Origin of the sequence: Gulosibacter sediminis (genome assembly GCF_014904065.1) — a bacterium.
Taxonomy (GTDB): Bacteria; Actinomycetota; Actinomycetes; order Actinomycetales; family Microbacteriaceae; genus Gulosibacter; species Gulosibacter sediminis.
This window is the reverse complement of the sequence record NZ_JACXJG010000018.1, coordinates 22,972-29,424: the sequence shown is the minus strand read 5'-3', so window position 1 is coordinate 29,424 and position 6,453 is coordinate 22,972. Positions and strand designations below refer to the sequence as shown.

Annotated in this window: 3 protein-coding genes, 2 tRNA genes and 1 pseudogene; 5 read left to right on the top strand and 1 reads right to left on the bottom strand. The window is 65.6% G+C overall.

The features are described from left to right. Positions 1 to 134 precede the first annotated feature (134 nt). From gyrA to ID132_RS09580, 4 genes and pseudogenes are all read left to right on the top strand, one after another. Positions 135 to 2,748: pseudogene (gene gyrA / locus ID132_RS09595) on the top strand (DNA gyrase subunit A). Positions 2,749 to 2,759: 11 nt separating this feature from the next. Beyond that, positions 2,760 to 3,167, top strand: a complete 408-nt coding sequence (locus ID132_RS09590) for a DUF3566 domain-containing protein (RefSeq protein ID WP_193128472.1) — start codon at positions 2,760 to 2,762, stop codon at positions 3,165 to 3,167. A 57-nt stretch (positions 3,168 to 3,224) separates the two neighbouring features. Continuing rightward, a tRNA-Ile gene (locus tag ID132_RS09585) sits at positions 3,225 to 3,298 on the top strand. A gap of 29 nt (positions 3,299 to 3,327) precedes the next feature. Beyond that, positions 3,328 to 3,400 (top strand) — tRNA-Ala (locus ID132_RS09580). A gap of 472 nt (positions 3,401 to 3,872) precedes the next feature. Here the strand turns inward: ID132_RS09580 and ID132_RS09575 are convergent. Beyond that, positions 3,873 to 4,415, bottom strand: coding sequence for a DUF937 domain-containing protein (locus ID132_RS09575; RefSeq protein ID WP_193128471.1), 543 nt, complete (start codon positions 4,413 to 4,415; stop codon positions 3,873 to 3,875). A 124-nt stretch (positions 4,416 to 4,539) separates the two neighbouring features. Here ID132_RS09575 and ID132_RS09570 point away from each other — a divergent pair, with 124 nt between their 5' ends. Further along, positions 4,540 to 6,267, top strand: coding sequence for a glycerol-3-phosphate dehydrogenase/oxidase (locus ID132_RS09570; RefSeq protein WP_193128470.1), 1,728 nt, complete (start codon positions 4,540 to 4,542; stop codon positions 6,265 to 6,267). Positions 6,268 to 6,453: the final 186 nt, after the last annotated feature.

Genomic DNA, 6,453 nt, shown 5'->3' with positions numbered 1-6,453 from the left:
GTGTTCTCGACGCTCATGGGCGAGGACGTCGAGTCGCGACGCACGTTCATCCAGCGCAACGCGCACGACGTGCGCTTCCTCGACATCTAAGCGCCTCGCGCTCTTCACATATTTAGGCAGCGAAGTGAGAACGAATGGCTGACGAAACCAATACCACCAACGAGACTCCGACCACCGGCGGCCACGTCGAGAAGGTCGATCTCCAGCTCGAAATGCAGCGCTCGTACCTCGACTACGCGATGAGCGTGATCGTGGGCCGCGCGCTGCCCGAGGTGCGTGACGGCCTCAAGCCGGTACACCGCCGTGTGATTTACGGCATGTACGACGGCGGCTACCGCCCCGACAAGTCGTTCTCGAAGTGCGCTCGCGTTGTCGGCGACGTCATGGGTCAGTACCACCCGNGGCGACTCGGCGATCTACGACACCCTCGTGCGCCTCGTGCAGCCGTGGTCGCTGCGCTACCCGCTCGCGCAGGGTCAGGGCAACTTCGGCTCGGCCGGTAACGACGGCGCCGCAGCGCCCCGGTACACCGAGACGAAGATGGCGCCGCTCGCGCTCGAGATGGTGCGCGACATTGAAGAAGACACCGTCGACTTCATGGACAACTACGACGGGCAGACGCAGGAGCCGACCGTGCTCCCCGCGCGCTTCCCAAACCTCCTCGTCAACGGCTCCGAGGGTATTGCTGTCGGAATGGCGACGAAGATTCCGCCGCACAACCTCCGCGAGGTCGCCGACGGCGCGCTCTGGGCGCTCGAGCATCCCGACGCCACGCGCGAGGAGTTGCTCGAGGCGCTCATGGAGCGCATCCAGGGCCCCGACTTCCCGACCGGCGCCCAGATTCTGGGCACCAAGGGCCTCCAGGAGGCGTACCGCACCGGCCGTGGCTCGATCACGATGCGTGCGGTCGTCAACGTCGAGGAGATCGGTAACCGCACCTGCCTCGTCGTCACCGAGCTGCCCTACCAGGTGAACCCCGACAATCTCGCGAACCGCATGGCCGAAATGGTGCGCGAGGGCAAGCTGCAGGGCATCGCCGACATCCGCGACGAAACCTCGGGCCACACCGGTCAGCGCCTCGTCATCGTGCTCAAGCGCGATGCCGTTGCGAAGGTTGTGCTCAATAACCTCTACAAGCACACGCAGCTGCAGGACACCTTCGGCGCGAACATGCTCGCGATCGTCGATGGCGCGCCCCGCACGCTCTCGCTCGATGGGTTCATCCACCACTGGGTGGCGCACCAGGTCGAGGTCATCGTGCGCCGCACCGAGTACCGCCTGCGCAAGGCCGAAGAAGAAGTGCACGTGCTGCGTGGTTACCTCAAGGCGCTCGACGCGCTCGACGAGGTCATTGCGCTCATCCGCCGCTCGGCTACCGTTGAGGTCGCGCGCACCGGCCTCATGGAACTGCTTGACGTCGACGAGATTCAGGCGTCGGCGATCCTCAACCTCCAGCTGCGTCGCCTCGCCGCGCTCGAGCGCCAGAAGATCAACGATGAGGCCGAGCGCCTCGAGAAGATGATCCTCGAGTACAAGGCCATTCTTGCTTCGCCCGAACAGCAGCGCCAGATCATCTCTGACGAGCTCGGCGAGATCGTGCGCCGCTACGGCGACGATCGCCGCACTGAGATCATTCGTGGCTTCAACGGCGACGTGACCGATGAAGACCTGATCCCGGTTGAGGAAATGGTCGTCACCGTCACGCGCGACGGCTACATCAAGCGCACGCGCAGCGACAACTACCGCTCGCAGCGCCGTGGCGGCAAGGGCGTGCGCGGCGCGCAGCTCAAGGCCGATGACATCGTCGAGCACTTCTTTGTCACGACGACGCACCACTGGCTGCTGTTCTTCACGACGTTCGGTCGCGTGTACCGCACGAAGTGCTACGAGCTGCTCGAGGCCGGCCGCGACTCAAAGGGCCAGCACATTGCGAACCTGCTGCCGCTTCAGCCCGACGAGCAGGTCGCGCAGATCCTCGACCTGAGCAACTACGAAGAAGACGACTACCTCGTGCTTGCGACGCGCAACGGTCTCGTCAAGAAGAGCGACTTGTCGCTCTACGACACGAACCGCCAGGCTGGCATCATCGCGATCAAGCTGCGCGACGGCGACGAGCTCGTGTCGGCCATGACGATCAAGCATGGCGACCACATCTTCCTGTTCTCGCACGAGGGCCAGTCGCTGCACTTCATCGCCGATGATGAGCAGCTGCGCCCGATGGGCCGTGACACCTCGGGCGTGAAGGGTATGTCGTTCCGCGGCAGCGACTACCTCATCAACGCGGCGGTCGCCGCCGACGAGGATCTCTTCGTGTTCACGATCACCGAGGGCGGCTACGCGAAGCGCACCGCGGTGAACGACTATCGCATCCAGGGCCGTGGCGGCCTCGGCATCAAGGTGATGAAGCAGTCGGACGATCGCGGTCACCTCGCCGGCGCCATGCTCGTGCACGAGAACGACGAGGTGCTCGTCATTCTCAACTCGGGCAAGGTCGTGCGCTCGAACGTGTCGGAGGTGCCCGCGAAGGGTCGCGACACTATGGGTGTCGTGTTCGCCCGCCACGGAGCCGGCGACCACATCCTCGGCATGGCGCGCAACTCCGAGCGCGACCTCGGGCTCGACGCCGACGCTGAGGACGCTGAGGGCGAGAACGACGAGGCACAGGCGGATGTTGTGGCTGAGTCGGATGCCGTAGTTGCATCGGAGGACTCAGACACCAATGCGGCGCCTGAATCCGACGAGCAGTAGGATCGGACATCATGACCTCAGTCGCAGACAAGCTGGCCAAGAAGTCCGAACGCCGCACCTCGAAGAAGCAGGTCCGCCTGCGTCTGATGCAGGTCGATGTTTGGTCGGTCGTTAAGCTCACCTTCCTGCTGACCCTCTGCCTCGGCATTGTCACCATCGTCGCCGCCGTGCTCGCGTGGACCGTGCTCGCGAACACCGGCGTGATGGAGTCGATCAACAACCTGCTCAACGACGTGACCGGCAGCGAAAAGGTCACCGTTGAGACCTTCGTCAACTTCGGTGGCGTGCTCGGGTTCTCAGTCGTGATCGCCGTGCTGCAGGTGGTCGTCTTGACGGCTCTCGCGGCGGTCGGCACCCTGTTGCTCAACCTCGCGTGCCGCCTTACCGGTGGCATCGTGATGGGTTTCACGAACAACTAGGTTTGTGGTAATGTCGTTGTTCGTGCCGGGAACCCGTTGAGGGTTCTGCGAGCAAACGGGGCTATAGCTCAGGCGGTTAGAGCGCTTCGCTGATAACGAAGAGGTCCAAGGTTCAAGTCCTTGTAGCCCCACCGGTGTTGTTGATCATCCCAACACATCCGGGGCCTTAGCTCAGTTGGTAGAGCGCCTGCTTTGCAAGCAGGATGTCAGGAGTTCGAATCTCCTAGGCTCCACCCGCGGAAGTCCGCTTCAAATTGCTGAAGCGGACTTCTTCTTTCACCAGCCAAGCCGTGAGACGCGGTGTGGCGCCGTGTTCGCAACCCCCAGAGAGGACACGAATAGCCCGGACAACATCGCGGGGCCGGAGCTCGCGCGAGGTTGCCTGACGGAAGTCATTGGCTGGGCATGTGCTCGGGTTGGACATGGTTGCCCACGACGATTCCACCTCGGTTCGTAACGTGATCGGGCAGAGTTCGATGGGCCTGCAAAAGGGTCAGCCCGACCCCAAAACGCGTTCATGATCACGTCGCTACCCGCATCCCAGGACCGCATGGTCTCGCCGGGAGCCTCGCCACGTGGAGATAGCAATTAAGTACGTCGTGCCAGGCGTCGAAATCACTCCGCAACACTCGCTCTCAGGGGGACCCGCCGGGTGAGCTACACCTTGACCGCGTCAACCCACTCACTCGCACGGGGGCCGGCGCCCTACTTCCGCCCGCCCCCGAGCAGCCCACCGAGCGAGTCGAGGATGCCGCCGAGCCCTCCGCCCGACGAGCCCGAGCCGCCGCCAAGCACCTGGCCGAGGATGTCGCCGAGGCCGCCACCCGACGACTCGGTCGAGGCCTCCTTCTTCGCGTCGTTGGCCTTCGTGAAGCGGCTCGCGATCCACGCCATCACGAGGGGCGCGACGAGCGGCAGCAGCTTCTGAATGAGGCCCTTGTCGTTACCGGAGTGCTCGGCGACCTTGGCCACCACCGCATCCTGCTCGCCGCCGAAGACGTGCGCGGCAATCTTCTCGCCGTCGGCTTCGTCGACGTCGTCGACTGCCTGGGCGCCGTCGACGTGCTGCTCGAGGGCCGAGGCGAGGGATGCGGCGCCCGTGGGCGCCTGCGCGTTTGCCTGCATGCCGCCGACGAGTGAGGGCAGCAGGTCGCCGAGGGCGCGCTGTACGTCGTCGGGCGATGCGCCGACCCGTTGGGCGATGTCGTTGACGGGAAGATCGTTGAGGATCGCGGAGATATCGGCCATGATCATGCTTTCTCTCGAGGGGTTCAGCCAGAGTCTGCACCGCGCGGCTGAGAACAGCTCGCACTTGCGCCGAGCACCACATCCGTCGTTTGATCAATAGCAAGACGGCGAAGGAGACACGTTCATGACCGGCTTGCGCATGGACCCGGCCTCGCGGCGCGATGCCATCGAGGCGCTCAGCGAATCGGGCGCCGGCGGCGACGAACTCGACATCCTCGTGATCGGCGGGGGCGTGACCGGCGCTGGCGTTGCCATGGATGCGGCGAGCCGCGGCCTCACGACCGGCATCGTCGAGGCACAGGACTGGGCCTCGGGCACGTCGAGTCGCTCAAGCAAGCTCCTCCACGGCGGCCTGCGCTACCTGCAGATGCTCGACTTCAAGCTCGTGCACGAGGCCCTCACCGAACGCGACCTGCTGCTCACCAAGCTCGTCCCACACCTCGTGCGGCCGGTGCCCTTCCTCTACCCGCTCAAGACGCCCGTGCTCGAGCGCGCCTACGTTGGCGCGGGCATCATGCTCTACGACCTGCTCGCGATGCTCGGCCCGGGCCGCCGGCGCCTGCCGTGGCACCGGCACTTCAGCCGAAAGGGCCTGCGCAAGCGCTTCCCCTCGTTGCGCCGCGATGCGCTGGCTGGGGCGATTCAGTATTGGGATGCGTCGGTCGACGACGCGCGTTTGGTCACGACGCTGATGCGCAGCGCCGCCGGGCACGGCGCCCACGCGGCGTCGCGCGTGAAGGTGACCGAGCTCGTGCAGAACGAGGCCGGCGCGGTTGTCGGCGCCAACTTGATTGACCTCGAGACGGGGCGGCACTTCACGGCGCGCGCGAAGAAGGTCATCAGCGCGACCGGCGTCTGGACCGAAGAAACGCAACAGCTCGCGGGCGCAGGCGGGCTGCGCGTGCTCGCCTCGAAGGGCATCCACATCGTCGTGCCGCGCGATCGTCTCAGCGGCAAGTCGGGGCTGATTCTGCAAACCGAGAAGAGCGTGCTGTTCGTGATTCCCTGGTCGCGTTATTGGCTGATCGGCACAACCGACACGCCCTGGAACGAGGACCGCCGTCTGCCCGTGCCGACGAGCACTGACATCGACTACGTCATCGCCGAGGCAAACAAGGTGCTCGAGCAGCCGATCAGCCGCGCGGATGTGGTGGGCACGTGGGCGGGCCTGCGGCCGCTGCTGCAGCCAGGCACGAAGGTCGGCACCTCATCCGCAAAGGTATCGCGCGAGCACACTGTCGCGTCGCCGACCCCGGGGCTCGTGTCGATCGCGGGCGGCAAGCTCACGACCTATCGCGTCATGGCCGAGGATGCGGTCGACTTTGCCCTCGGCTCAGCGGCGAAGACGCCCCCGAGCGTCACGGCGACGACGCCGCTCGTTGGCGCGGTCGGCAGCAGAGTCGCGATCGAAACCGCGCGGGCGCTCGCCCGCAAGCACGGCCTCGCCCCGGCGGTCGCGAAGCACCTCGTGCACCGCTACGGCGCCGAGATCAATGTCATCGCCGCGATCTGCGACGAGGTAGCCGGCGCCGCTGTGCCGGTCGCGGGCGCGCCCGCCTATATTCGCGCCGAGATCATCTTCGCGGCCCGCTATGAGGGGGCGCTGCACCTCGACGACGTCATGGAGCGTCGCACGCGCATGAGCTACGAGTTCGCCGAGCACGCTGGCCGCGCCGCGGAGGAGGTCGCCGAGATCGTCGCGGCCGAGCTCGGCTGGTCACCCGAGCAGATGGCGCAGGAGCTCGCGGCATACCGCGCAAACGCGGCGGCCTACGACCTCGCGACGCACGAGGCGACGGATGCGGCGGCCGTGGCGCGCTACGCCGAGGCAGTACCGCTCGCCCAACCCTGAGAATCGTGAGACCCGCGGTTCGCAACTTGCTCGGGAGGTTGTCGAAGTGGTCACCGTCCTGTACCGGCGGGGCGCGCAGAACCCGAACGTCGCTCATGACGTCCTTTCGCTGCCACCCTGGCGCGCAATCAACTTAGGTAAGCCTAACTTTACGCGCGCAAATATTACGGCGCGTGAACCGAACGC